This window comes from Hymenobacter miniatus (assembly GCF_016427455.1).
GTDB classification, from domain to species: Bacteria; Bacteroidota; Bacteroidia; order Cytophagales; family Hymenobacteraceae; genus Hymenobacter; species Hymenobacter armeniacus.
In genome coordinates this window covers 71,366-95,981 of sequence record NZ_JAELXR010000010.1, presented here as the reverse complement: position 1 = coordinate 95,981, position 24,616 = coordinate 71,366, and the positions used below count along the sequence as shown (strand labels likewise).

The window sequence follows — 24,616 nt, the reverse complement described above, 5'->3', positions numbered from 1 at the left end:
GCATGACCGGGCATAGGGCGTCAACTACTGGTGTTTTCGGCTCCAGCGCAGGGGCTGCAGCGGCTGCCACAAAAAGTTGAACGGACTTAAGATTTGGCTAAAAAAGTGCGCGAGTAGCGCAAAATGGCCTCGGAGGTGTGGGCCCGCGGCTCGCGGCGAACGCCGTCGAGTGCCCGCTGGGCCAAAAGGAGGTCGGCGCACGTGGCTGCCAGTTCCGGGTCGTGCTGCAACGCCTCCTCTACCTCGCGCTGCCTTTCAGGAGGCAATTCGTTGTACACATACTGGAGCAGTGTCGAATGGGGTAAGGTTTGAATCATAATCGTGCAGGGAATGTGCGGTCATTTTCTTCCGCAGGTTTATCAGCGCGTAGCGCATGCGGCCCAGGGCCGTGTTGATGCTCACACCGGTCGCGTCGGCAATCTCCTGGAAGCTCATGTCGCCGTAATGGCGCATCAGCAGCACCTCCTTTTGGGCGGCGGGCAGCTCCTGGATTAACGCCCGCAGGCGGGTGTGGGTTTCCTCGCGGGCCAGGATATCGTCCGGGCCGTCGTCGGCGAGGGTGAGAGTGTTGGTCAGCCGGTCGTTGTCGCTGAGGCTGACGTGGGGCGTTCGCTTGCCGCGGCGGAACGAGTCGATGGCCAAATTGTGGGCAATGCGGCAAATCCAGGGGGCAAACTTGCCCTCTTCGTTGTAGCGGCCCCCTTTGAGAGTGTGAATGGCCTTGATGAACGTGTCCTGCAACAGGTCCTCGGCCACGTCCTCGTCGCGCACGATGAGGAGGATGGTCGTGAACACACGACTGCGATGCCGCTCCAGCAGGATAGCGAAGGCGGATTCCTGGCCGGCCAGGTAGAGCGAGATGAGCGCGGAGTCGCTCGGTTGCAAGAGGTCCATAAAGGGCTACGGAATAAGGGAACGTAGAGCTTTAGGCCATAGTATGCAGTTACCGAGAAAAAAATTGGGGAGCGACCGGGAGTCGGGTTTTTACCCGCTAGAATCGTTCCAAATGTAGAGCGACGAAAACCACATGCGCAAGAGTCGAAAAAGAAAAAAAGCCAAAATTCTGTAAGAAAAACGAAGCAACCTTCCGCAAAACTTCATCTACGCGTTGCTGGCGCAGAATTGTGGAATAAAAAATCTAAAAAAAGTTTCAAAAAATAAGTATTTATTCGCCAAAGTCTTTGGTTACTGCGCTAACCACTGATAAGCAGCGGCTTCCTCCGTGAATAAGGCGGTAAGGTAGCCGTGGTGGGGGCGCGTGGTGGCGCTGATGGCCGCCACGGAGCTGGCCGACTGCTCCTGCAGCGCGCGCAGCGGCGACACCAGAAACGCCAGGCGCACTGGCGCTGAGTAGCGGCCCGGAAGCAGCGGGAAGAAGTCGGCGTTCATCCAGTGCGTGAGTTCGGCCGACACCAGCTCGTCGCGGCGGCGCAGGTCGAGCAGCCAACGCCAGCAGGCAAAAGCATCGGCGGCTTCCAGAATGGCGAAATAGCCGGCCTGCAGTTCGGACGCGCTGATTTCGCGCTGCCAGCGGGCCACGATGGCCGGCAGGTCGGGGCGGGGCGTTATTTCCAAGCCAAAGGCGGACATGAACCGGGCAAAACAAGCGGTGCGAGAGAAGCTCCAAGATAGGCGAATCCCGCGGCTGGACCTAACCCTGCGGCCCGCCTGGGCCTACCTTTGCCCGCGGCTGCCGTACTGGCCTTTTCGACGTTGCTTATGCTGCCTTCTGCTGATTCTGCCCCGGCTCACGACCCCTACGCGGCCCTGCGCGTGCCCGATTTCCGCCGCCTGGTGTCGACCCGCACCCTGCTCACGGTGGCTACGCGGGTGCAGGGGCTGGTCGTGAGCTGGCAGATTTACCACCTCACCGGCGACCCGCTGGCGCTGGGCCTCATCGGGCTGTCGGAGGCCATTCCCAGCATCGTGGTGTCGCTCTACGCCGGCTACGTGGCCGATACGGTGCGGCGCAAGCGCATTGTGGTGATGGCCTTGGCGGTGCTGGTGCTGTGCGCGGCGGCCCTAGCGGCCCTGGCTAGCCCCTACGGCATCGGGCTGCTGGCGAAAGGCGCGCTTTACACGCTGCCACTGTATGCGGTGATTTTTGTGAGCGGCCTGGCGCGGGGCTTCATGGGCCCGGCGCTATTCTCGTTTATGCCGCAGCTGCTGCCCGACCGCGCGCTGCTGCCCAACGCCATTACCTGGAACAGCACTACCTACCAGGCCTCGGCGGTGCTGGGGCCGGCACTGGGCGGCTTTCTCATCGAGCCGCTGGGCGTGGCCTGGTCCTACGCCGTGGCGTTGGGGCTGCTGGCGCTGGGCCTGGTGCAGTTTGCGCGCATTGCCGACCGGCCGCTGCCGCCCACGGAAGGCGAACGCCTGAGTTTGAAAGACAGCGTGCTGAGCGGCCTGCGTTTCATTTTCGGCAACCAGTTGGTGCTGGCGGCGCTGTCGCTGGACATGTTTGCCGTGCTGTTTGGCGGGGCCGTGGCGCTGCTGCCGGTGTTTGCTTCCGACATCCTGAAGGTGGGCGCGCGCGGCTTCGGGCAGCTGGAAGCGGCTCCTGCCATTGGTTCGGTGCTGATGGCCATTTTTCTCACGTATTACCCACTCAAGCGCAAGGCCGGTCTGAAGCTGCTGTGGGCGGTGGCGGGCTTTGGGCTGGCCACTATTGCCTTCGCACTCTCGCGCAACTTCTTCCTGTCGTTGTTTCTGTTGTTCCTCACAGGTGTGTTCGATTCGGTTTCTGTGATTGTGCGCTCCACGCTCATTCACGTCTACACGCCCGAGTACATGAAGGGCCGGGTGTCGGCGGTGAACAACATTTTCATTGGTTCCAGCAACGAAATTGGCGCGTTTGAGAGCGGCACGGCGGCCCGGCTGCTGGGCACGGTGCGCTCGGTGGTGTTTGGCGGGCTGATGACGCTGCTGGTGGTGGCCATCACCACCTGGAAGGCCGACAAGCTGCGCAAGCTGGAATCGGGCACGAAGTAGGTGCGGGGGCTTGCTGCCGTGGCGCTACCCGTTCTGCAGCAGCGCGGCGTATTGCTCCGGCGTGTCTACATCAAGCAAACCCGCCGGAAACGCAATGCGCTCCACGGCGGGCCCGTAGCTGGCAATGAGGCGGCCGGCGCCGGCCTGGCCACGCAGCTCCATAAGCTGAGAAAACAAGGCCCGGTCGAACACGGCGGGCACGCCCAGCGCGTCGCCGTAGGCCGCCGCCGCAATAGGCGCCTGGGCTTGGCGCTGCCGCTGCACCAGCTCCCGCAGCAGCTCCGGCGTCAGGTGAGGCTGGTCGCTGAGCATGATGAGCACCGCCGCTGGCTCGGCTGGCTGAGCTGCTGCCAGGCCCGCGCGGATGGAGGACGCCATGCCGGTTTCCCAATCGGGGTTGTGCACCACCTGCACGGGCAGGTCCGCTACCTCGGCGGCCAACGCCTCGCGCACGGCACCCGTCACCAGCACAATGGGCGTGCAGCCGCTGGCTATGGCCGTTTCGGCAGCGTGGCGCAGCAGCGTGCGGCCGCGGTAGGAGAGGAGCTGCTTGGGGCGCCCCATGCGGGTGGAGGCGCCGGCGGCTAACAGTACCAGCGCCACCGGCTCGGTGGCAGCCGAAGCAGTGGCGCTGGTGGTGGACTCAGGGGCAGCCATTGCCTAAACGGATTTTGTGCCCAAAATCTTATCGGGGGTGATGGGCAGGTCGCGCACGCGCTTGCCGGTGGCGTGGAACACGGCGTTGGCCACGGCGGCCGATACGCCCACCATCGAAATTTCGCCGATGCCCTTCACGCCCATGGCGTTGATATAAGGGTCGTGCTCGTCGATGAATTCCACGGTCATGTCCGGAATGTCAGTGTTCACCGGGATGTGATAATCGCCGAGGTCGGCGTTGGTGTAGCGGGCGTAGTGCGGGTCGCGGGCGGTGGCTTCCATCAGGGCCGCGCCGATGCCGAAAATGCTGCCGCCGATAATCTGGCTGCGAGCCGTCTTGGCGTTGAGAATTCGACCGGCGCCGTGCACGCTCACCCAACGCGTGACGCGCACGGTGCCCAGGTCGGGGTCGACCTGCACCTCGCAGAAGTGGGCGCCGAAGGAGTGCATGGAGTGCTTGGCTTCCGACTCCGTGTTGTTCTGGGGGCCGGCGGGGTTGCTGGGGCGGCCGGTTTCGTAGCCGGCGCCGTACTTGCCCTGGCCGCTGCCCTCCACGTCGTCCAGTCCGGCGCGCTTCATTAGGGCCATGAAATGCTCGCCTTTGCCGGCGTCTTTTTTCAACTGCAGGCGGCCGTTCTCGGCAGTTACGTCTTCGGCCTTGGCCTTGAATAGCGGCGACTTCGGGTCCTTGATGGCCACTTTGGTCAGCCTCTCCCACACGTCCTGGGCCGCCATGTACACCGACGACGACACCGTGCCGGCCGCCACCGAGCCGCCCGAATTGGGGGCGGTGGGCAGCTTGGTATCACCTAGTTCGAAGCGGACTTTGTCGGGCGCCAGGCCCAGCGAGTCGGCGGCTACTTGCGTCATCACGGTGTAGGTACCGGTGCCGAGGTCGGTGGCGCCGGCCTGCACCACGGCGTGGCCGTCGGCGTAGAGGCGCACGCGGGCCGTGCCCTGCGAGTTGTGCACCGGGTAGCTGGCCGTGGCCATGCCGTATCCCACCAGCAAGCGGCCATTTTTCGTCACGCCGGCTTTGGGGTTGCGCTTGCTCCAGCCAAACAATTCGGCGCCGCGGGCATAGCACTGCCGCAGGCTCTTGCTGCTCCAGGGCTGGCCCGTGCTCGGGTCTTTCTCGGCGTAGTTCCGCAGGCGAATTTCAATAGGGTCGAGGCCCAATTGATAAGCCAAGTCGTCCATGGAGCACTCAATGGCGAACGAGCCCGGTGCCTCGCCAGGGGCCCGGGTGAAGGTGGAGGTCATCACATTGGCGCGCGCCAGCTCGTAGTGCGACTCAAACGTGGGACAGTCGTACAGCAGATTGATGATTTTGCTGTTGGCCTCGGCGTAGTTGTCCCAGGGCGAAGTAGTGGACGTTTTTTCGTGGATGAGGGCCAGCAGCTTGCCTTCTTTGGTGGCGCCCAGGCGCAGGGTTTGGGTCTGGTCTTCGCGGTGGCCCATGCTCGTGAACTGCTGCTTGCGGCTCAGCACCAGCTTCACCGGCCGGCCCACGCCCTTGGCCGCCAGGGCCGTGAGCACGGTGTGAGGCCAGCACGAACCTTTGCAGCCAAAGCCGCCGCCGAGGTACTTCGTCACGACCCGCACCTGGTCTTGGGGCAAGCCCAGGTAGGCCGACAGGGACTTCTGCGTGCGCGTCACGCCCTGGGTCGATTCGTACACCGTCAGCCGGTCGGGCGCTTCCCAAATGGCCGTGGTGGCGCCCGGCTCCATGGGGTTGTGGTGGTTGATGGCGTGCGTGTACACGGCTGTGAGCTGCACGGGCGCGGCGGCCATGGCGGCCTGGGCATCGCCGCGGCGGGTGTAGCCGTCGGCCTTGCCGTCCTGAATTTTCTCGGGGTTGAAGTGCTGCGCCCGTTTGTCGGTGTAGGCGGCAATGGGCTGCTCGGCGGCGTAGCTCACGCGCACCAAAGCAGCGGCTTGGGTAGCGCGCTCAAACGTGTCGGCCACCACCAGGGCCACGGGCTGGCCGGCGTAGTGAATGACGTCCGAGGTCAGCGGCAAGAAGCCCATGGGCGCACCGATGGCTTTTTTGCCTTCGGCGTCGTTGGGCGTTTTGGCGGGCTTGGGCAGGTTGAGGTGCGTGAACACGGCCAGCACCCCGGGCTCCTTCAGCGCCGCGCTGGCGTCGATGCTCCGAATGCGCCCCTTGGCAACGTCGCTGGTCTTGAGCACCCCGTAGGTGAGGCCCGGCAACGGGTACTCGGCCGAATACCGCGCCTTGCCCATCACTTTGTCGCGGCCGTCCACGCGGTTTAGCGGCTTGCCCACCACGCCGGGCGTGGGCGAAGTTTCGAAAAAAGCGGGTTCGTGTTCCATGACCGTTGGGATTGATTAGGACGACCTACCAGGCCGTCGTGCAGAGCGCAGCGAAGCATCTCGCTTGGGGTAGCACTTCTTCAATTTTGATTAGTGGCGGCACGCGAGATGCTTCGCTGCGCTCTGCACGACGGCCTTTCTACGCGGCCGATAATTCCAGCAGTGCCCGCACCAGCGTGTTTTGCGCCAGCTCTACTTTGAAGCGGTTTTGTTCGCGGGGTTGGGCGTCGCGCACGGCCGCGGCGGCGGCGGCCCGAAACGTGGCCTCGGTGGCGGGGGCGCCGGTCAGAATTTTCTCGGCCGCTACCGACCGCCAGGGCTTGGTGCCCACGCCACCCAGCGCCACCCGCGCCGTCCGAATTTGCCCGCCCTGCACATCGAGCCCCACGGCGGCCGAGGCCAGCGCAAAAGCGTACGAAGCCCGGTCACGCACTTTCAGGTACATCGACTTGCGGGCGTGGGCCGCCGCTGGCACCGTTACCGACACGATAAGCTCGCCGGGTTCCAGCACGGTTTCGCGCTGGGGCGTGTTGCCCGGCACCACGTGGAAATCGACCAGCGGCACGCGGCGCTGCTTGCCTTTCGCATTTTCGAGCAGCAGCACCGCATCCAGCGCCGCCAAGGCCACGCCCAGGTCGCCGGGGTGGGTGGCAATGCAAGCCTTGCTGCCGCCCAAAATGGCCAGATTGCGGTTCTCGCCCTCCTGGGCTGGGCACCCGGAGCCCGGGTTGCGCTTGTTGCAGGGAAAAGCAACGTCGCGGAAATACCCACAGCGCGTGCGTTGGAGCAAATTGCCGCCGATGCTGGCCATGTTGCGCAGCTGCGGCGAGGCCGCTTGCAACAACGATTGGGAAATGACGGGGTAGTTCTGTACCACCAGCGGGTGCTCGCCCACGTCGCTCATGCGCTCCAGCGCCCCAATGCGCAAGCCGTCGGCTGTCTGCTCGATGCCTTTGAAGGGCACCAGGTTGATGTCGACCAGTTCGGTGTGGTTTTCCACGTTCAGCTTCATCAAATCGAGCACCGTGGTGCCGCCGGCTATAAAAGCCGCGCCTTTGGTGCCGGTGACGGCGGCCGTGGCGTCTTTGGCCGTGGTGGTGGAGAGGTAGGAAAAGTTGTTCATAACTCGATTCTGATTACAGAAAGAACGTCATGTCTCGGCGACGCTCGACGTGACGTTTTACCCCTTAAAACCGCTCTTTTCTACCTCACGGATGGCGGCCACGATATTGGGATAGGCCCCGCAGCGGCACAGGTTGCCGCTCATCCACTCGCGCACGTCGCCGTCGGTCTTGGCGTGGCCCTCCTTCAGGCACGCCACCCCCGACATGAGCTGGCCCGGCGTGCAGTAGCCGCACTGGAAACCGTCGTGGTCGAGGAACGCCTGCTGCAGCGGGTGCAGCTCTTCGCCTTTGGCCAGTCCTTCCACGGTCGTTATTTCTTTGCCCTGCGCCATCACGGCTAGGGTGAGGCAACTGTTTACGCGGCGGCCGTCGACCAGCACGGTGCAGGCGCCGCACTGGCCGTGGTCGCACCCTTTTTTCGAGCCGGTGAGGTCGAGGTGTTCACGCAGGGCGTCGAGCAAGCTCACCCGCGGCTCAGCCTTGATGGTGCGCAAGGCACCGTTGACTTTCAGGCGCATCTCGCTCACGCCCTCCACCTTTTTGGCCATTGCCGTGAGCCGCTCGGCCTGGCCCACCAAGGGCGGAGCCAAAGCCAGTCCCAGCAGTCCAGAGGCTTGCTTGATAAAGGTGCGGCGGCCGTCGTCGGAGGCCGCCAAGCCGTTGCCGGTGGCAGGGGTCAAATCATCAGTCATGGCGCAGGGGGTTAGCCGGACTGATAATACTAGATTGAAGGCGTAATGGTTGGCAGAAAGCGTGTTGGAATATATAGATGCTCCGCTCGGTGAACTGGTTTTTGCGCCGGCTCGCCTTTGGCTTCTCAATCGGCTGCGCTCCCCGTGCTCGCCTTATTCGCAGCGCACGTAGGGGCGCATCTTTTCCCAATCAGCGGGCTTTAGAGTAGGCAGCTGCTTCAAGTCTTCCACCGATTTAAAAGGACCGTGCTGCTGCCGATAAGCCACAATGACCCGTGCCCGCGGCTTGCCGATGTAGGGCTGCAAATACAGCTCATCGAAGGTGGCCGTATTCACGTTCACGGTTTTGGGCGCGAAGCCAGGCGCGACATAAGTGTATTTCTTGAGGCTGTCGCGCAGGTCGGGGGCGTCGCGCAGCACAAATACCTCGTCCAGTTGGTCTTCGCGCAGGTAGCCGCCCAGTTGGTTGCGGTACTTCACCACCCACTTGGCCCGCCCCGCACCAATGCCGCGAATCTGCATCAGTTGGGTGGTGTCGGCCTGGTTGAGGTCGAAGGGCTGGAGGTGGCGGGGCTTGCGGGGAAATTTGGAGGCAGCAGGGGCGCCGGCGGCGAAGGGGGGGAATTTGCCATCGGGGCCGGGCCGGCTGGCCGCGTAGTCGCGCTTGGGCGCTTCATCGGGCAGTTGCATAAACGGCGCCAACCGCTGAAACACCGAGTCATCGAGCCCATACATCTTCTTCACCTGCGCCTTGGCTTTGAAGCCGCCGGCGGCCTCGCGGTACTTCACGAGGCGGGCGGCCACAAAGTGCGGCACGCCCCGCGCTTCCCAGCCTTCGGCCGTAAGGGCGTTGGGGTCGAAGGGGCTGAGGCGCACCCGTGGCACGGCCGGGTAGCGCGGGCCGCGGCGCTCAAATTTTCGGAACTCGCGCCGAGGGTAGCGCGAAGCAAAGCCTTGCTCCACGGTGCGGTGGTCTTTGAGCTGCGCAGCCAACTCGTCGACGCCCTTTTGGTCGGCTTCGGGCAAGTACACGGGCAGCTCGGGCCGAAGCAGGATGGGCGCCACGACGGTGAGGAGCATGAGGCCCAACAGGCCCATCAGGCCCCTGGCCTCGCCGCGCGAATAGCCGAAGGAGCGGCGCACCCAGCGCATGGGGCGCGAGTCGTCCCAGGACCAGCGGGGGCGGGGCGAAGGCGGCGGAGCGGCCATGGAAGGTGCCCACGAAGGGCGCGAATGAGGTAGAAGAGAGAAAGAACTTCCGGCAAAACGCCCTAGCCCGCGGCCGGAAAAGCAGAAGCAAGTATAAGCCAAAAACCCATACGCCAAGCCGTTTGCCACGCAGCCCGGCCGACGGGCAAGGGTTTGCTCATCGGCCGGGCTGCACGGTTGGGCCTGACAGCCGGGGCTTAGCCGCGGGGGCGGGCCGTGGCGGCCGACTTAGCCACCTTGGGCTCCGTGGCCGGCCGCTTGGCCGGCGCGTGCACCGGGATGGCCGGGGCTTTGGTTTCGAGCGCCACCCAGTCCTGAATTTTCTTCAGCGCAATGGGCGAGAACGTGGCTTGCTGCTGGCCATTCACCAGCGGCCATTGGGCCGGCGAGGGCTGAAACAAGTGGTTCACGCCATCGAGGCGCACCGAGGTCACGTCGCGGTGGGCGCGGCGCAGGCCGCGGTGCAGCAGCGTCATGTTGCGGCGGGCCGATACCTGCAGGTCGGCCGTGCCGTTGAGCAGCAGCACCGGGCTCTGCACCTTGGCAAGCTGCACCTGCGGGTCGAAATCGAAGAAATAGCGGGCCCAGGGCGAGGTGAGCTGCACGGCGCGGGCGCGGGCCATGGCGGCGTCGAAGCCCGTGTTGGCGCCGCTCAGCAGGCTCACCACTTTGGCACGGGCCGCCGCGTCGTCGGGCGTTTGGCGAATCACGCTCACCGTGCGCTGGTACACGTCCTGGGCGGCTTTCACTTGGGCGGGGTCGGCCCCAATCAGGCGCATGATTTCGCCCTGCTGGCGCAGCAGCACGTTGTAGCCCGGCTGCCCGTAGCCGGCCAGCGACACCACAAACGCCGGTGCCCGGCCCGGCGCGGCGGCCGTGAGCAGGGCCACGTTGGCGCCTTCGCCGTGCCCGAGCAGGCCCACGCGGCCCGCCGCAATGAGCGGCCGCGTGCGCATATACGCCAGCGCCGCCTGGGCATCGCCCACGAGGTCGGCGGTGGTGGCGTTGGCGTACACGCCGCCGCTCTGGCCCACGCCCCGGTCGTCGAAGCGCAGCACGGCAATGCCGTGGCGGGTGAGGTAGTCGGCCAACTGGCCAAACATGCGGTAGCCGGTCACCTCCACGTCGCGGTTTTGCGGGCCCGAGTCGGAGAGCAGCACCACGGCCGGGAACGGTCCTTCGCCGGCCGGCACGGTGAGGGTGCCGCCCAGCTTCTGCCGGGTGCCAGGGTTCTGGAAGCTGACCTGCGATTCGCGGTAGGGCGGGGCAATGCGCAGCTTGGTGGGCGCCGCGCCGGCCAGGCTGCGCGTGAGCACCATGGCCGATTTCACGCCCGGCTGCGTCCAGGTGCCGCTGAGCTTGGCGCCGCCTTCCAGCACCTTGCCCACAAAGCTGCTGCCGGCCTGCTCAATGCGCAGGGTGAGGTCGGTGCCTTTCAGGTTCACGTCGACGGGCATGCGGCTGATGCGCTGCTGGGGCGCGTCGAGGGCGCCGTAGTAGGTGCCGTTGGTGAGCGGCACGATGGTGATGACCACCGTAATCTGGCCGCCGAGCAGCTTTAGCGGACCCTTCCACTGGCCGTTGAGCGGAGCTGCCGCGGTGGGCGGGGCTGTCGCGGCGGCGCTCAGCGTGGAGGCAACAAGAAAAATGGCGGCAAGTAAAAATCTTATCATGGAATCAGACTATTATAACGTGGCTCTAATAACGTCTTACGTAATTCAAGCCTGAAAAGTACAGAAAAAGGATAGTCTCGCCAATAAAAAAACAACTAATGCAAAGCCTATTAACAATGCGGCCCAACCTGGGGGCCGGGCCGTGGGGCAGTACTTCTGAACAGCAGTTGGGGCTTACTTATTGGTATGCTGGCCAATCCAATCGGCAATAAGCTGCAAGGCGGCGGGCGAAAAGGTTTCCTCGATGATGCCGTATTCGCCGATGCCCCCGGTGGTGGCGGTTTGAAAAAGATGGTTCAGGCCGGGCAGCTCTTTGGTGGTCGCGTCGCGGTTGCCGCCGGCTTTGAGGGCGGCCGCCGTTGCGGCCAGGTTGCGGGTGGCGGGCACCTGCAAATCCTTGCTGCCGCCGAGGGCCAGCACCGGGCAGCGCACCTTGGCCAGCGTTTGGGCCGGGCGGTCGGCCAGCAGGTGGCGGTAGAAGGGCGACACCATGGTGGCCAGCTGCGGCTCGAGGGCGGCCTTTATTTCCGGGGCATTGGTGGGGTTGTAGAGGGCCGTGAGCTGGGCGCGGGCCTGGGCGTCGTCGGCCGTTTTCTGAATAATCTGCGTCATGGCCCGCTGTTGTTTTTCGACGGCGGCCAGCTGCGCGGCATCCGTCGTTTGCAGGCGGGTGAGGGCCAGCGACTGCTGCACAATCAGTTCATCGCCCGGAATGCCGGGCGCCGCCAGCAGCACCAGAAAATCGGGCCCCGCCGGCTGAATGGCCGCCCCAATAGCTGCCGTGCCGCCCTCGCTGTGGCCCAGCACGCCCACCTGGTTTTTGCGAATGCCCGGCTGAGCCCGCAGCCAGGCCAGGGCGGCCTGGGCGTCGGTGGCGTAGTCGGCGCTGGTCATGTTTTGTTGGGTGCCGCCGCTCTGGCCCACGCCGCGGTCGTCGAAGCGCAGCACGGCCACCCCGCGCCGGGTGAGGTAGTCGGCCAGCACCGCGAAGGGCTGATGGCCGAAGATGGTTTCGTTGCGGTCTTCGGGGCCCGAGCCGGTGAGCAGCACCACCGCCGGGAAGGGGCTCTTGTCGGCCGGCACGGTGTAAGTGCCGGCCAGCGTCACGCCGGCCTTCTCGTTTCTGAACGTAATGTCGGCCAACTGGTAGGGGAAGGGCGGTTGCGGCGTTTGGGGGCGGCGCAGAGCGGGCTTGGCATTGGCGGCGCCCCGGGCCAGCGTGAGCGGAAAGGCGCGCAGCCCCTGCTGCCATTCGCCCAGCAGCTGCTGGCCGTCGGCCGAGCGGCGGCCGGCAAAGCGGGCTTCGGGCTGGGCGAGGCGCAGGTACACGCTGTCGCCGGGGGCGGTGAATTGCAGGGGCAGGCCCTTGGCGTTTTGGGCCGGGATGTCGAGCGTGGCCGTGCGCGGCCCGGCGGCCGGGTCGGTGAGGTGCAGGATGAAGTCGATGGGGCCCAGCGCGCCGTTCCAGTCGCCGGTGAGGCTGGGGCGGGCCGTCTGGGCGCAGGCACCGAAGCTGCTGAGCAGCGCAGCGGCGCCGAGGAGGAAGCGGGTAAGCGTGGGCATGAAGAAGAGGAAAAGCAGTGAACGGTAAGACAATGCTACGACGCCGCTCAGGCGGATTTTCATGATGCGGAAAAATATTCCCCTCCCGCGCGGCCGTACCTTCGTAACCGCAGCAAATGCCCGCGGCCGAAACCTTCCGGCCCCTCCTCGCTGTTAGTTCGTTTATGCCCAAAAAAGACGCTTTGCAAGTTTCGGCGCCGTCCGACAACGCCATTGACCACCTCGACCCGCGCGAATTCATCCTTATCAAAAACGCCCGGGTTCACAACCTCAAAAACCTCAGCGTGGCCCTGCCGCGCAACCAGTTCATCGTCGTGACGGGTCTGTCGGGCTCGGGTAAATCCAGCCTGGCCTTCGATACCTTGTATGCTGAAGGCCAGCGCATGTACGTGGAAAGCCTGAGCAGCTACGCCCGCCAGTTTCTGGGCCGCATGGACAAGCCCGATGTGGACTACATCCGCGGGATTTCACCGGCCATTGCCATCGAGCAGAAGGTCAGCATCAAGAACAACCGCTCGACGGTGGGCACCAGCACCGAGATTTACGACTACCTCAAGCTGCTGTTTGCGCGGGTGGGCAAAACGTTTTCGCCCGTCAGCGGCGAGCAGGTGCGCAAGGACAACGTGGCCGATGTGGTCGATTTTCTGGCCGCGCAGCCCGAGGGCACCCGCGCCATGATACTGGCCCCGCTGCACCGCCCCGACCCCACGCGCGCCATGAGCAAGGAGCTGGATTTGCTCCTGCAAAAGGGCTACAGCCGCGTGGTGGTGAACGGCGAAACCTCGCAAATCGAAGACCTGATTGCCGAAGGCCAGCCCGAAGTGACGGGCGACGTCTTCATCATGATTGACCGCGCCGTGCTGCGCCCCGACGACGAAGACCTGCTTTTCCGCCTCTCCGACTCGGTGCAAACCGCGTTTTTCGAAGGCCACGGCACTTGCCTGGTGCAAATGTCGGGCGCCGACCGCGAGGCCGAAACCCGCACGTTTTCCGACAAGTTCGAGCTTGACGGCATCACCTTCGAGGAGCCCAGTGTTAACTTTTTCTCCTTCAACAACCCCTACGGCGCCTGCCAGACCTGCGAAGGCTTCGGCTCGGTGCTGGGCATCGATGAGGACCTGGTCATTCCGGACAAGAGCATGACCGTGTACGAGGGCGCCATCGCGCCGTGGCGCACCGAGAAGCAGGGCGAGTGGCTGAAGCCGCTGCTGAAAAACGGCATCCGCTTCGACTTCCCCATTCACCGGCCCTACAACGAGCTCAGCCAGGCCGAGCAGCGCCTGCTCTGGACCGGCAACAAGTACTTCCAGGGCCTGGACGCCTACTTCAAGTGGGTGAGCGAGCAAACCCACAAAATCCAGTACCGGGTGCTGCAAAGCCGCTACCGGGGCCGCACCACCTGCCCCGACTGCCGCGGCACCCGCCTGCGCAAAGACGCCCAGTACGTGCGCATCGACGGCCGCAGCATTGCCGATATCGTGCTGCTGCCCATCTCCGACGCGCTGGCTTTCTTCCAGAACATGAGCCTGAGCGAGCACGACGCCAAAGTGGCCGAGCGCCTCGTGACGGAAATCACCAACCGTCTCGGCTACCTCAACCGCGTGGGCCTGGGCTACCTCACCCTGAACCGCCTGAGCAACACGCTGAGCGGCGGCGAGAGCCAGCGCATCTCGCTGGCCACGTCGCTGGGCTCGGCGCTGGTGGGCTCGATGTACGTGCTCGACGAGCCCAGCATTGGCCTGCACCCCAAGGACGCTGAGCAGCTTATCGGCGTGTTGCGCTCGTTGCAGCAGCTCGGCAACACCGTGGTGGTGGTGGAGCACGAGGAGAAAATGATGGAGGCCGCCGACCAGATTATCGACATCGGCCCCGAAGCCGGCAGCGGTGGCGGCAACCTCATGTTTCAGGGCACCATGGAGCAGCTGCTGCAGGACACCGAAACCTATACCGGCAAGTACCTGAGCGGCAAAATGGAGGTGCCCGTGCCCAAGGTGCGCCGCCCTTGGCGCAACGCCTTGGAACTGACCGGCGCCCGCGAAAACAACCTCAAAAACGTGAGCGTGAAGATTCCGCTGGGCGTGATGACGGTGGTCACGGGCGTGTCGGGCTCGGGCAAGTCCACGCTCATCAAGCGCATCTTGGCCCCGGCCCTGATGAAGATGCTGGGTGGCGGCGCGGGCGAAAGCACCGGCAAGTTCGACCGCCTCACCGGCGTGAACGGGCAGGTGACGCACGTCGAGTTCGTGGACCAGAACCCCATCGGCAAGTCGTCGCGCTCCAACCCCGTCACCTACGTGAAGGCCTACGACCAGATTCGGACCCTGTTCTCGGAGCAGCCGCTGGCCAAGGCGCGCGGCCTCAAGCCCTCGCACTTCTCGTTTAACGTCGACGGTGGGCGCTGCGAAGTGTGTCAGGGCGAGGGACAAGTAAAAATTGAGATGCAGTTCATGGCCGACATTTATTTGACCTGCGAAGGCTGCGGCGGCCACAAATTCAAGCAGGACATTCTGGAAATTAAATTCCAGGAAAAAGGCATCGACGAGGTACTGGAAATGACCGTGACCGACGCCGTGCAGTTTTTCCACTCTCAGCCCAAAGTTGCCGAGCGCCTCAAGCCGCTCGAAGACGTGGGCCTAGGCTACATCCGCTTGGGGCAGTCGGCCAACACCCTTTCGGGCGGCGAGGCCCAGCGCGTGAAGCTGGCTTCGTTTCTCACCAAAGGCGCTACGCTTCAGCAGGATAAAATTCTGTTCATCTTCGACGAGCCCAGCACCGGCCTGCACTTCCACGACATCAGCAAGCTGCTCACGGCCCTGAACGCGCTGGTGGAGCAGGGCAACTCCGTGCTCATCATTGAGCACAACGTCGACATCATCAAGTGCGCCGACTGGCTCATCGACCTCGGGCCCGAGGGTGGCCTCAACGGGGGGCATCTGCTCTTCGAAGGCACCCCCGAAGACATGGTAAAACTGAAAGATACCAATCACACTGCTCGGTTTTTGGCCGAGAAAGTGTAACGTTGTGGTCTCAAGCGGCTGCCCGTGAGCAAGGGAGCGGCGGTTCCTTCCGATTTAGCGTACGGAACCGATGCGCACGGCGCGCCGCCTGAGAAGCCTTGCGCCTAATCCATCCCGCCCAGTAGGTGCGTAGGTAGTTGAGCCCCACCCCCGTTCGCATATGCCCGCCCCCACCGTCGTTCCCGACCACTACGCAGCACCACATGCCACGGCCATGGGCCGGGCCTGGCGCTGGCTGACCGCCCTGGCCATTTGGGGCACCATTTTCCTCAACTACTATTCCAACACCCACCCCTTCAATGGCCAGACCATGGGGCAGGTGTCGGCCAAGTACCCCACGCTGCTCACGCCGGCCGGGTATGCGTTCAGCATTTGGGGCCTGATTTTTCTGAGCCTGCTGGTGTATTCGGTGTGGCAACTGTTGCCGCATCAGCGCAGCTTGTCGTTTCCGGATGCCGTGGCCCGGCCGCTTACCCTGGCGTGCGTGGCCACCAGCGCGTGGGTGGTGGTGTTTGCCTACGAGTTGATTTTGCCCAGCGTGGGCGTGATGCTGCTTCTGCTTGCCTGCCTCGTCGTGACGTATGGCCGGGCCCGCCGCCGCATTTTCGCCGATGCCGCCCCGGCGCTGGCCGGCGTGCCATTTTCGCTGTTTTTGGGTTGGATTTCCGTGGCTTCGGCCATCAACATCACCATCGGCTTGCGGCTGCTGGGCTGGCAAACTGCCGAAGGGCTTTCGTTGGTGTTTGCCATCTTGTTGTTTGTGGTGCTGGTTGGGTTGGGCTTCACCATCAGCCGGGCGTTTCGCGACATGATATTTCCGCTGGTGGTGGCGTGGGCGCTGGTGGCCATTTGGGTGGCGCGCTTGCGCGAAATACCCGAACTGGGGTGGGCCGCCCTGGCTGCGGCCACGGCCGTGGCCATTGGCGGGGTGGTGCTTTCGCGCCTGGGCGGCCGCAAAACGCCCTGGCAGCTGCGCGACGAAGCCGCTGCGGCCATCGAAGCCGAGATTGCGGCCCGCAAGGCGGCCCGGGTCGAGGAGTAGGGGGGGCCGGCCAGCGGTTTGGCCCGTAGCTTTGCGGCGAAACTCCCACTTAATTCGCCCTGCTACTCATGCGCCAAAACCTCGTTGCCGGCAACTGGAAAATGAACCTGACCTACCCTGAGGCCCTGGCCCTGGTAGAAGAAATTGCCCGGCTGGCCGGGAACGGCGGCGTGGGCGCCCAGGGCCCACAGGTGGTGGTGTGCCCGCCGTTTCCGCTGCTGCACGGCGTGGGCCAGGCCTTGCCGCAAGGCGATAGTTTCCACTTGGGGGCCCAAAATTGCCACCAGAAAGAAAGCGGCGCTTTCACCGGCGAGGTGTCGGCCAAGCTGCTGGCTTCGGTGGGCTGTGAGTACGTCATCCTGGGCCACTCGGAGCGCCGCCAGTACTTCGGCGAAACCGACGAGCTGCTGAGCCAGAAGCTGAAAGCCGCCCTGGCCGCAGGCCTGAAACCCATCTTCTGCGTGGGCGAGTCGCTGGACACCCGCGAGGCCGACGAGACCTTCGACTTCATCGGCAAGCAGCTCACCGATGGGTTGTTTCACCTCTCAAACGAGGAGTTTGCCCAGGTCACCATCGCCTACGAGCCCATTTGGGCCATCGGCACGGGCCGCACGGCCACCAGCGCGCAGGCGCAGGAGGTGCACGCCTTCATTCGGGAGCGCATTGCCCGCGCCTACGACGCCCAGGCCGCCCTCAACACCACCATTCTCTACGGCGGCTCGGCCAATGCCCAGAACGCGCGCGAGCTGTTTGCCCAGCCCGACGTCGACGGCGGACTGATTGGCGGCGCTTCGCTGAAAGCGGCCGACTTCACGGCCATCATTCAGTCGTTTTAAGCCCGGCCTGGCACCGTTGTTGGATGGCGCCGGCGGGTTGGTTCACAAAGGCCTGCCGCGTTATTCCGCTCACTTTCCTGCTGCCCGCTTATGTTCTTTTCTTTTCTGTTGACGGCGGCTTTGGCCCTGGGTTCGGCTCAGCCGACGGTGTCGGTGCCGGCAGTGGCCGCCCACGCGCCGGCCGTCGGCCCGCTGGAGCCCTGCAAAATCTTCGGCTCGGTGTACCTCGAAACCGACCCCGCCCGCCGTGGCTACTGCCACGGCACGGTGTACGTAGAGCCCGAGGAGGCCTTCGCCGACGTCCTCGTTTTCAAGGAAAGCAACAAATTATTTGCCGACAAAGCCGGCCTGTGGGCCGATGCCCCTGCCCGCGACTTTGCCGACTATGTGCTGCTGGTGGTGACGGACCGCAGCCGGGCCGATTTTAGCATTCATTACACCAAAGTGCGGTCGTTTGCCGGCTGCAAAAATTAACTGGAAGAAGCATGCGGAAGGAGGAATTAAAAGCCACTCGGCGATTCCTCCTTCCGCATGCTTCTTTCCGCATTCAAGCAAATGGATTTTATTGAACTAACCGTTGAGGCGCCACGCGAGCTGGCCGACATTCTGGTGGCCGAGCTGGCCGAAGTAGGCTTCGACACCTTTGAGGACAACGACGCGGGCTTTTGCGCCTATACCACTGAGGACGCGTTCAACCCCGACGCGGTGGAGGAAATCATGGCCCGCTACTCCGGCATTGGCGACCTGAACCACTCGCACCGCGTCATCACGCGGCAGAACTGGAACGCCGAGTGGGAGAAGAACTTTCAGCCGCTCATCATTGCCGAGCGGGTGTCGGTGCGCGCGCCTTTCCACCCGGAGCCGGCCGGCGTCGACTACGACATCGTGATTATGCCGCGCATGTCCTTCGGCACAGGCCACCACGAAACGACGGCTTTAATGATTGAAAACCAGCTTGAAGTGGACCACAAGGGCCTGCGCGTGCTCGACATGGGCACCGGCACCGGCATTCTGGCCATCATGGCCGAGATGCTGGGCGCCCGTCAGGTGCTGGCCGTGGATACCGAGCCCTGGACCGTGGAAAACGCCCGCGACAACGCCGCCGAAAACCAGTGCCACAACATTGAGTGCCGCCTGGGCGGCGTGGAGACGCTGGCCAACGAGGAGCCGTTCGACCTGATTCTGGCCAACATCAACCGCAACGTGCTGCTCGAAGACATGCACGAGTACGCCCGCCTGCTGCCCAGCGGCCGGCCCATCTTGTTCAGCGGCTTCTACGAAGAGGACCTGCCGAAAATTCAGGCCGAAGCCAGCAAGCACGGCCTGCGCTACCAACGCCACCGCACCCTGCGCAGCTGGGTGTCGGCCATTTTCGAGAAGGAGTAGCATGAGGGTTGGGTGAAGGGCCGGGAATGGCATCGTTCCCGGCAACGATTGCGCGAATAAAAACGCGGCAGGCGGTAGTTAGCGGGCGGTTGGGGCGTAATATTTAGATGGGAATTGCTGGACTCTGGAACCGTTTTGCGATGGTGCCGCGCCGGTTTTTCCCGCTTGACTCCCAACTGTTCGCCATGAATTTCTTTTCCTCTCAACTCCTTTCATCCATCTCCCGGGCTCGCCTGGGCCTGGGCCTGCTGGCCGCGGTAAGCGGGCTGGCAAGCTCCGCAGCGCAGGCGCAGCAGCTGGCCTTTCCGGGCGCGGAGGGCGCCGGCCGCTTCGTTACCGGTGGCCGGGGCAAGTCTTCGGTGCCCACCACGGTGTATGAAGTGACCAGCCTGGCCGACACCAACACGCCCGGTACCCTGCGCTATGCCCTTAGCCAATCGGCCACGGTGGCGCCTTACCGCACCGTGGTATTTCGGGTATGCGGCACCATTCACCTCACCGCCCGGCTCAACATTCCGGCCAACACCACCCTGGCCGGCCAAACCGCGCCCGGCGACGGCATCTGCCTAGCCGACCGCCAGGTGCAGGTGAACGGCAACAACGTGATTATTCGCTTCATGCGCTTCCGCACCGGCGATGCCTACCCGCAGCAAACCAACATTGGCATGGTGAACGGCAACGGCGACGAGGACGCGCTGAGCGGCACCGAGCGCAAAAACATCCTCATCGACCATTGCACCATGAGCTGGAGCATGGACGAGGCCTTCACGTTCTACGGCGCCACCACCGACTCCATGACCTTGCAGTGGAACATCATTTCGGAGCCGCTGAACTACTCCTACCACTTCGAGACGGGCGACACCGACTACGAGCGCCACGGCTACGGCGGCATTTGGGGCGGCCGGCGCGCCTCGTTCCACCACAACCTGTTTGCGCACTGCGTGAGCCGCACGCCGCGCTGGAACGGCACGCGCTACGGGGCCGCCATCGGTTCGGAAAACTGCGATTTCCGCAACAACGTCATCTACAACTGGGGCACCGGTGCCAATGCGTACGGCGGCGAAGGCGGGAACTACAACATGGTGAACAACTACTACAAGTACGGCCCCAACTCCGGCACCAGCACCACCAACCGCTCGCGGGTGTTCCAGGCCTACAAGCAAACCTCTGCCCCGGTGTTGCCTTATCCGCAGCTCTACATCGCTGGCAACTACGTGGATAGCAACCCCACGGTGACCGCCGCCAACTGGAAAGGGGTGTCCATGAACGGCGGCACCGCCGCCGATACTGCACTGTCGAAGGTGGCAACCCCCTTCAACATTGCCCCGCTCAATACCCAGACGGCCACCGATGCCTACGCCTCGGTGCTGCAGGGCGCGGGCTGCAGCTTGCCGGTGCGCGACCCGCTGGACCAGCGCATTGTGCAGGACGTGCAAAACCGCACCGGCGCCATCATCGACGTGCAGGGCGGCTTTCCGGCCAAAACGCCCATCAGCACCTCGATAGTGGCCTGGCCCGTGCTGAGCTGCGGCGCGGCGCCCGTCGACTCCGACCACGACGGCATGCCCGACGCGTACGAGCTCAACAACGGCCTCGCGCCCCTGAACCCGGCCGACCGCCAGTTCATTGCCGCCAACGGCTACACCAACCTCGAAAACTACCTCAACAGCTTCGTGGCCGTGATTTCGGGCACCAAAGCCAGCGGCGCGGTATCGCAGCCTTTGCAGCTGTTTCCCAACCCCGCCGCCGAGCAGCTGACCGTGGAGCACCCCCGCGCCAGCGCCGACGCCAGCCTCGCGGTCTACAACTTCGTGGGCCAGCGCGTGGCCTCGTTCAAGCCCGCCGCCGGTGGCGTGGCCACGCCGGTGAACCTGGGCTCGTTGGCCAAAGGCAACTACCTAGTGGTGTACACCGATGCCAACGTGAGCCTGACGGCCAAGTGCACGCACGAGTAACATTGCTGAGTTAAAGGTCAAGAATTAAAAGTGGAGAGTTAAAAGGGAAAAGCCCGCCTGACGATTCAGGCGGGCTTTTCCCTTTTAACTCTCCACTTTTAACTCAACTAACTAACCAGCTTGGGCTGAGGCGCCGACGATTCACGCACCACCAGCGTCGTCGGCAGCTTCATGGTGCTGGGGCCGGTGCTTTTGTGCTTGCGCTCAATGAGCTCGATGAGGCGCTCGGCGGCAAGCTGGCCAATTTCCTGGGCCGGCTGGGTCACGGTGCTCAGGGGCGGGTTGAGCAGGTGAGCCGACTGGGAATTGGTGAAGCTGAGCAGCGCCACCTGGCCGGGCACATCGACGCCGCGCTGGCGCAGGGCGGCCAAGCAGCCCAGCGCCAGCCGGTCGCTGGCCGTGAAAAACGCGTCCGGGGGCGGGGAGAGGGCCAGCAGCTCGTCCACGAGGGGCCCGGCCTCGTCGGGGCCGAAAGTGCCGTAGCGCACCAGGTTTTCATCGAACGGCACGCCATACTGCTCCAGGGCGGCGCGGTAGCCCGCCAGGCGCTCCTGCGTGATGCTGAGGTAGGGCGGAATGGTGAGGTGGGCAATGCGCCGCCGGCCGGTTTGGAGCAGGTGCGAAGTGGCGGCGTAGGCCCCGCCAAAGTTGTCGGCCACCACCTGGGTCACGTCGAGCTCGCCCGCCACGCGGTCGAACAGCACCAGCGGCATGCCCTGGTCGATGAGGGCCTTGAGGTGCTTCACGTCCGAGGTTTCGCTGCTGAGCGAGAGCAGCAAGCCGTCGACGCGGCGCGACACGGCCTGTTGCACGTTGGCCACTTCGCGCTCGTAGCTCTCGTGCGTCTGGAAAATGATGACGTGGTAGCCGCGGTTGTAGGCAATGGCCTCGATGCCGTTGATGGCCTGCGAAAAGAAGTTGTTCGCAATCTGGGGTACGATGACGCCCAGGGCCTTGCTGCTGCTGCCCTTCAGGCTGAGGGCAATGGGGTTGGGGCGGTAGTTGATGCGCTCGGCGTACTCCATCACCAGCCGCTTGGTTTCGGGGCTGATTTCGTAGCTGTCGCGCAGCGCCCGCGACACCGTCGAGGTCGACAGGTTGAGGGCGTGCGCTATGTCCTTGATGGTGACCGGGTCCAAACGCTTCGGGGTTGGTAGTGAAAGTAACGGTGACGGGCGATGCACCCGCCGGCCCAGGTAACGGACCGGATGAGCGTCCCGAAAGGTTCCGGCCAGCGCAGTCCCCGTTAGCCGGCCGCTTCGCGGCGCTGCACAAGTCGGGCTACTGGCCTTGCGGTTTGTCCTTGGGGGAAGCCTTCACCGACCCAAATCTATTACAAGAGTAGCGAAAATCTGCCTAAAAACGGCCACTTTCCCTCCTGGAGGGTGCAGCGGCACCAGAAAGACGCGCTGCGCCCCGGCCCGAATGCCGCCCTGCTTCACGGCGTCGCCATCTTTGTGTTGTAATCTCGCGGTGGTCCCATTGGCGGAGCCGTTTCTTCACGACAGCAAGCAACCATGAAAAAAATGCGCGTGCCCAAAGCCGTTCTGGCCGCCGGGGTAGCCACCGGCGTGGCCCTGATGGCTTTTCGGCCCCGGCCCACCGACGAAACTCCGCTGCAGCGCATCGCCCGGCAGGTGAGCGACTACTACGCCGCCGCCCGCGGCGAGAAAGCCTACCTGCACCTCGACCGGCCCGTATACGCCACCGGCGAAACCATTTGGTTCAGCGCCTATGTGGTGGATGCCTCGCAGCACCGGCTCGACTCGCTCAGCCAGGTGCTGCACGTCGATTTGGTATCGGCCCAGCACCAAGTGGTGGCCCGCCGCACGCTGCAGCTGCGCGGCGGCCGCGCCTACGGCGACCTCGACATTGCCGACTCGCTGGCCGCCGGCACCTACGTGCTGCGCGCCTACACCAACTGGATGCGCAACGCCGGCGACCAGTTCGTGTACAGCCGCCGCCTCAACGTGTGGCCCGCCTCGCCCCTGAGCCCCCCCGACGTGCCCCAGGCACCCGCCGCCACCGGCAGCAAGGGCAAGGCCACCGCTGCCAGCGCCAACCGGCCCGACGTGCAGTTTTTCCCCGAAGGCGGCTACCTCGTGGAAGGCCTGCCGGCCGTGGTGGCCTGCAAAGCCACCGACGCCACCGGCCGCGGCCTCGACGTGCGCGGGCAAATCCTCGACGCCCAGAACAAGGTGGTGCTGGCGGCCTTCAGCAGCCGGCACGGGGGCATGGGCCGGTTCGCCTTTGTGCCGGGCACGGGGCAGCGCTACCACGCCCGCGTCGCGCTGCCCGACGGCAGCACCGCCGACTACCTCCTGCCCGCCGTGCAGCCCAGCGGCTACACCCTGCACGTGGTGGAGAATGCCACCGAGTTTTTGGTGGAAGGGCGCTACCGCGGGGCCGCCGGCGCGCCGGCGCCGGGCCCCATTCAGCTCATGACCCAGGTGCGCGGCGTGGTGGCCTACCCGGGCCCGCGGCCTGTGTCGCCCGAAGCTCCCGCCACCTGGCGTATGCCCAAGAAGAACTATCCCACGGGCATTGTGCACTTCACGCTGTTTGACGCGCAGGGCGCGCCGCAGTGCGAGCGGCTGGCGTTTGTGCAAAAAGGTGCGCCGGGGCTGAAAATCACCCTCACGCCCGACCAGCCCAGCTACCGCCCGCACGCCCCCGTGCAGCTCAACGTGCGCGTGACCGATGCCGCCGGGCAGCCCGTGGCCACCAACTTCTCGGTGGCCGTGAGCGACGCCGCCCTCAGTGCCCTCGACCCCAACGCCGAAACCATTGCCTCGAACCTGCTGCTGACGTCGGACCTGACGGGCTACGTGGAAAACCCGGGCTATTATTTCCGCAACCAGTCGGCCGCCACCGCGCAGGCCCTCGACGACCTGCTGCTAACCCAGGGCTGGCGGCGGTTTGTGTGGAAAGAAGTGCTGGCGGGCCAAAAGCCGCCCCTCACCTTCTCGCCCGAAACGGCCCTCTCGCTCACGGGCCAGGTGGTGAGCCAGAACGGCAACCGCCCCATTCCCAACAGCCAGCTGACTTTCCTGCAAACCCGCCCGGAGCGCAACATCATCACGGCCACCACCGACGCGCAGGGGCGATTCAGCTTCATCGGCATTCCGGTGCGCGACACGGCCATCATCACCCTTCAGGCCCGCCGGGCGCAGGGCGGCACCAACGTGCTCATCAAGCCCGACACGGGCCCGCCCACCGGCAACCAGCCGCTGCCCCAACTGCCGCAGCTTTCGGCCGCGCCGGCCGCGGTGACCACCTTTGTGCGCCGCAGCCGGCAGGCCCAGGCCGCCGAGCTGGACCTGCACCCCGAAAAGGCCATTCGCAACATCAACCTGGGCAACGTGTCCGTGACGGCCAAGCGCGCCGCCGTGCCCCGCGACGACCCCCGCCGCATGTACGGCGCCACCGGCGGCACCGTCATCGACTTCGCCAACGACCCCACCGCCAACACCAGCATCAACATTCTGCAGTTTTTGCAGGGTCGGGTGGCCGGTCTCACCATCAGCGGCGCCCCGCCCACCATGTCGGCCCAAATTCGGGGCAGCGGCACGCCCCTTTTCATTCTCGATGGGATAAAAGTTGACATCGACGCCATCAGCAACGTGAACTCTTCCGACGTGGAGGCCGTGGAGGTGTTCAAGGGCGCGGAGGCGGCCATTTTCGGGAGCAGCGGCGGTGCCATTGCCGTGTATACCAAGCGCGCCAACCCCAACTACAAAGGCCCCGACAAAAACCCGGCGCCTGGCATTGCCACTGTGAGGCTGCCCGGCTTCTATGCGGCCCGCGAGTTCTACCAGCCGCGCTACAACGCCCTGCTCACCAACCCGCCCGCCGACCCCCGCACCAGCACCCTCTACTGGAACCCCACGGTGCGCACCAACGCCAAAGGCGAAGCCGAACTTCACTTCTTCACCGCCGACGGCGGCGGCACTTTCCAAGCCGTGGCCGAGGGCGTGAGCCTGGAGGGCGTACCGGCTCAGGGCGCGGGCACCATGGTGGTGCGCGGCAAGTGATTCATTAGCAATTGATAGCGGGCTGAAAATCAGACTCAACCCCAAACAAAAAAGCTCCGGCCACATTGGCCGGAGCTTTTTTGTTGAGCGTGACGGA

General features: G+C 64.6%; 18 protein-coding genes. 8 read left to right on the top strand and 10 right to left on the bottom strand.

Translation table 11 applies throughout. The annotated features are described in order from the left end of the window. Positions 1–255: 255 nt before the first annotated feature. Both JAO73_RS16085 and JAO73_RS16080 read right to left on the bottom strand, forming a co-directional pair. Entirely contained in the window at positions 256–894 is a 639-nt protein-coding gene (locus tag JAO73_RS16085) for an RNA polymerase sigma factor (RefSeq protein ID WP_190928332.1), read from the bottom strand. 291 nt (positions 895–1,185) lie between these two features. Continuing rightward, entirely contained in the window at positions 1,186–1,590 is a 405-nt protein-coding gene (locus JAO73_RS16080) for a hypothetical protein (protein WP_198978169.1), read from the bottom strand. A 129-nt stretch (positions 1,591–1,719) separates the two neighbouring features. Between JAO73_RS16080 and JAO73_RS16075 the strand changes: the two genes are divergently transcribed. Continuing rightward, positions 1,720–2,994, top strand: a complete 1,275-nt coding sequence (locus tag JAO73_RS16075) for an MFS transporter (RefSeq protein WP_198978168.1) — start codon at positions 1,720–1,722, stop codon at positions 2,992–2,994. A 24-nt stretch (positions 2,995–3,018) separates the two neighbouring features. On the opposite strand, the gene JAO73_RS16070 is transcribed toward JAO73_RS16075, so the two are convergent. From JAO73_RS16070 to JAO73_RS16040, 7 genes are all read right to left on the bottom strand, one after another. After that, on the bottom strand, positions 3,019–3,651 hold the full coding sequence (locus tag JAO73_RS16070) for a nucleotidyltransferase family protein (RefSeq protein ID WP_198978167.1): 633 nt from the start codon (positions 3,649–3,651) through the stop codon (positions 3,019–3,021). A gap of 3 nt (positions 3,652–3,654) precedes the next feature. Next, on the bottom strand, positions 3,655–5,988 hold the full coding sequence (locus JAO73_RS16065; protein WP_198978166.1) for a xanthine dehydrogenase family protein molybdopterin-binding subunit: 2,334 nt from the start codon (positions 5,986–5,988) through the stop codon (positions 3,655–3,657). Positions 5,989–6,127: 139 nt separating this feature from the next. Next, a complete protein-coding gene (locus JAO73_RS16060; RefSeq protein WP_198978165.1) occupies positions 6,128–7,111 on the bottom strand; it encodes an FAD binding domain-containing protein in 984 nt (327 codons plus the stop codon). Between the two features lie 57 nt (positions 7,112–7,168). Then, positions 7,169–7,804 carry a (2Fe-2S)-binding protein gene (locus tag JAO73_RS16055; RefSeq protein ID WP_198978164.1) on the bottom strand — a complete coding sequence of 212 codons (636 nt, stop codon included), beginning with the start codon at positions 7,802–7,804 and terminating at the stop codon, positions 7,169–7,171. A gap of 153 nt (positions 7,805–7,957) precedes the next feature. After that, a complete protein-coding gene (locus JAO73_RS16050) occupies positions 7,958–9,013 on the bottom strand; it encodes a ComEA family DNA-binding protein (protein WP_198978163.1) in 1,056 nt (351 codons plus the stop codon). A 197-nt stretch (positions 9,014–9,210) separates the two neighbouring features. Beyond that, positions 9,211–10,686 carry an alpha/beta hydrolase family protein gene (locus JAO73_RS16045; protein ID WP_198978162.1) on the bottom strand — a complete coding sequence of 492 codons (1,476 nt, stop codon included), beginning with the start codon at positions 10,684–10,686 and terminating at the stop codon, positions 9,211–9,213. 174 nt (positions 10,687–10,860) lie between these two features. Further along, positions 10,861–12,249 (bottom strand): alpha/beta hydrolase family protein, encoded by a 1,389-nt coding sequence (locus JAO73_RS16040; protein WP_198978161.1) that lies wholly within the window; start codon positions 12,247–12,249, stop codon positions 10,861–10,863. 164 nt (positions 12,250–12,413) lie between these two features. On the opposite strand from JAO73_RS16040, the gene uvrA reads away from it, so the two are divergent. From uvrA to JAO73_RS16010, 6 genes are all read left to right on the top strand, one after another. Further along, positions 12,414–15,266, top strand: a complete 2,853-nt coding sequence (gene uvrA, locus JAO73_RS16035) for an excinuclease ABC subunit UvrA (RefSeq protein WP_198978160.1) — start codon at positions 12,414–12,416, stop codon at positions 15,264–15,266. Positions 15,267–15,426: 160 nt separating this feature from the next. After that, positions 15,427–16,308: a TspO-related membrane protein gene (locus JAO73_RS16030; RefSeq protein ID WP_198978159.1), complete on the top strand. Its 882-nt coding sequence runs from the start codon at positions 15,427–15,429 to the stop codon at positions 16,306–16,308. A gap of 68 nt (positions 16,309–16,376) precedes the next feature. Further along, positions 16,377–17,144, top strand: coding sequence for a triose-phosphate isomerase (gene tpiA, locus JAO73_RS16025; protein WP_198978158.1), 768 nt, complete (start codon positions 16,377–16,379; stop codon positions 17,142–17,144). Positions 17,145–17,234: 90 nt separating this feature from the next. Then, a complete protein-coding gene (locus tag JAO73_RS16020; protein WP_233169244.1) occupies positions 17,235–17,618 on the top strand; it encodes a 7(1) septoil knot domain-containing protein in 384 nt (127 codons plus the stop codon). Between the two features lie 81 nt (positions 17,619–17,699). Further along, the gene (gene prmA / locus JAO73_RS16015) at positions 17,700–18,530 is read left to right on the top strand and encodes a 50S ribosomal protein L11 methyltransferase (protein WP_198978157.1); all 831 of its coding nucleotides are present in this window, start codon (positions 17,700–17,702) and stop codon (positions 18,528–18,530) included. Positions 18,531–18,715: 185 nt separating this feature from the next. Beyond that, a complete protein-coding gene (locus tag JAO73_RS16010; protein WP_198978156.1) occupies positions 18,716–20,485 on the top strand; it encodes a T9SS type A sorting domain-containing protein in 1,770 nt (589 codons plus the stop codon). A gap of 107 nt (positions 20,486–20,592) precedes the next feature. On the opposite strand, the gene JAO73_RS16005 is transcribed toward JAO73_RS16010, so the two are convergent. After that, a complete protein-coding gene (locus JAO73_RS16005) occupies positions 20,593–21,624 on the bottom strand; it encodes a LacI family DNA-binding transcriptional regulator (RefSeq protein WP_198978155.1) in 1,032 nt (343 codons plus the stop codon). A gap of 378 nt (positions 21,625–22,002) precedes the next feature. On the opposite strand from JAO73_RS16005, the gene JAO73_RS16000 reads away from it, so the two are divergent. Beyond that, on the top strand, positions 22,003–24,519 hold the full coding sequence (locus tag JAO73_RS16000) for a TonB-dependent receptor plug domain-containing protein (RefSeq protein WP_198978154.1): 2,517 nt from the start codon (positions 22,003–22,005) through the stop codon (positions 24,517–24,519). Positions 24,520–24,616 lie beyond the last annotated feature (97 nt).

Excerpts from the sequence above, each read along its gene's own strand:
- tpiA (WP_198978158.1), top strand. The coding sequence starts at position 16,377 with ATGCGCCAAAACCTCGTTGCCGGCAACTGGAAAATGAACCTGACCTAC.
- JAO73_RS16050 (WP_198978163.1), bottom strand. The coding sequence starts at position 9,013 with ATGGCCGCTCCGCCGCCTTCGCCCCGCCCCCGCTGGTCCTGGGACGAC.
- JAO73_RS16030 (WP_198978159.1), top strand. The coding sequence starts at position 15,427 with ATGCCCGCCCCCACCGTCGTTCCCGACCACTACGCAGCACCACATGCC.
- JAO73_RS16065 (WP_198978166.1), bottom strand. The coding sequence starts at position 5,988 with ATGGAACACGAACCCGCTTTTTTCGAAACTTCGCCCACGCCCGGCGTG.
- JAO73_RS16060 (WP_198978165.1), bottom strand. The coding sequence starts at position 7,111 with ATGAACAACTTTTCCTACCTCTCCACCACCACGGCCAAAGACGCCACG.
- JAO73_RS16040 (WP_198978161.1), bottom strand. The coding sequence starts at position 12,249 with ATGCCCACGCTTACCCGCTTCCTCCTCGGCGCCGCTGCGCTGCTCAGC.
- JAO73_RS16080 (WP_198978169.1), bottom strand. The coding sequence starts at position 1,590 with ATGTCCGCCTTTGGCTTGGAAATAACGCCCCGCCCCGACCTGCCGGCC.
- JAO73_RS16020 (WP_233169244.1), top strand. The coding sequence starts at position 17,235 with ATGTTCTTTTCTTTTCTGTTGACGGCGGCTTTGGCCCTGGGTTCGGCT.
- JAO73_RS16075 (WP_198978168.1), top strand. The coding sequence starts at position 1,720 with ATGCTGCCTTCTGCTGATTCTGCCCCGGCTCACGACCCCTACGCGGCC.
- JAO73_RS16045 (WP_198978162.1), bottom strand. The coding sequence starts at position 10,686 with ATGATAAGATTTTTACTTGCCGCCATTTTTCTTGTTGCCTCCACGCTG.
- JAO73_RS16055 (WP_198978164.1), bottom strand. The coding sequence starts at position 7,804 with ATGACTGATGATTTGACCCCTGCCACCGGCAACGGCTTGGCGGCCTCC.
- JAO73_RS16085 (WP_190928332.1), bottom strand. The coding sequence starts at position 894 with ATGGACCTCTTGCAACCGAGCGACTCCGCGCTCATCTCGCTCTACCTG.
- JAO73_RS16010 (WP_198978156.1), top strand. The coding sequence starts at position 18,716 with ATGAATTTCTTTTCCTCTCAACTCCTTTCATCCATCTCCCGGGCTCGC.
- JAO73_RS16000 (WP_198978154.1), top strand. The coding sequence starts at position 22,003 with ATGAAAAAAATGCGCGTGCCCAAAGCCGTTCTGGCCGCCGGGGTAGCC.
- uvrA (WP_198978160.1), top strand. The coding sequence starts at position 12,414 with ATGCCCAAAAAAGACGCTTTGCAAGTTTCGGCGCCGTCCGACAACGCC.
- JAO73_RS16070 (WP_198978167.1), bottom strand. The coding sequence starts at position 3,651 with ATGGCTGCCCCTGAGTCCACCACCAGCGCCACTGCTTCGGCTGCCACC.
- prmA (WP_198978157.1), top strand. The coding sequence starts at position 17,700 with ATGGATTTTATTGAACTAACCGTTGAGGCGCCACGCGAGCTGGCCGAC.